This window comes from Fimbriimonadaceae bacterium, assembly GCA_019638775.1.
Classification (GTDB): Bacteria; Armatimonadota; Fimbriimonadia; order Fimbriimonadales; family Fimbriimonadaceae; genus JAHBTD01.
The window spans coordinates 1-1,032 of the sequence record JAHBTD010000121.1 but is presented as its reverse complement, the minus strand read 5'-3'; the positions used below and the strand labels follow the sequence as shown (position 1 = coordinate 1,032).

The 1,032-nt window shown below is 64.1% G+C and carries 2 protein-coding genes; both read left to right on the top strand.

What is annotated here, in order from left to right; genetic code table 11:
- Nucleotides 1-801: hydroxymethylglutaryl-CoA lyase (locus KF784_20375; GenBank protein ID MBX3121413.1), on the top strand; the 801-nt coding region annotated here is incomplete at its 5' end.
- A gap of 1 nt (nt 802) precedes the next feature.
- The coding region (locus KF784_20370) for a hypothetical protein (protein MBX3121412.1) at nt 803-1,032 on the top strand (230 nt) is incomplete at its 3' end.

Here is a 1,032-nt window from a genome sequence, read left to right as displayed (position 1 = left end):
ACGGAGATCGAGGCCGGCTCGTTCGTCTCCCCCACCGCCATTCCTCAGTTAGCGGATGCGGACGAAGTCTTCCGGAGCATCGAACGCCTCCCCGGTGTCACCTATTCGGCCCTGGTGCCGAACGCGCGCGGCTTCGAGCGGGCCCGAGCGGCAGCCGTCACCAAGATTGCCCTCTTCACCGCCGCGTCGGACAGTTTCACCCGGCACAACATCAAAGCCACGGTCCAAGAATCGCTGATGCGGTTTGGGCCGATCGTCAGAGCGGCCGAACGTGACGGCATGCTGGTGCGCGCCTACGTCTCCACCGTGCTGTTCTGCCCCTATGAAGGACGAATCGCTCCGACGCGCGTGCTGGATGTCATGAAACAACTGCTCGATCTCGGCGTGGATGAGCTGTCGCTGGGCGAAACCGTCGGCAAGGCCGCACCGTCCGACCTCCGCATGTTGCTGGATACCGTGATCCCCCATATCGACCCGGCACGGTTGTCGCTGCATTGTCACGACACCTATGGCATGGGGATCGCAAATGTCCTCACGGCCTGGGACGAATATGGACTGACGGCCTTCGACTGTTCGGCGGGAGGTCTGGGCGGTTGCCCCTATGCGCCGGGCGCCTCCGGCAATGTGGCGACGGAAGATGTCGTGTTTGCCTTGAAGGCCTCCGGCGCGAGGGTGCCGGTCGATGAAGGGCTGGTGGCGGCTTGCGCGCAACAGTTGGCCGAAGCGCTACGGCGTCCGCTCAGCTCCCGACTCGCTCACGTGCCGCGCCATTGCGAACCACCGGCAACGGTAAAGGTGTGATGTGGAGCAGGCCTGTCTCGATCGATCGTTCATGCGGCTCGAAGCCGAGACCCTCGCAGATCAGATCGCAAAGGGCGAGGTTCGGGCCATCGCGCGCGTCATGTCGCTCATCGAAAACCGGGACCCGGTCGGAGCGGCAGTCCTGGCGCAACTCACGCCTTCGCGTACGCAGGCTTCGGTGATCGGCATCACCGGATATCCCGGAACCGGGAAGAGCACGTTGATCGATCG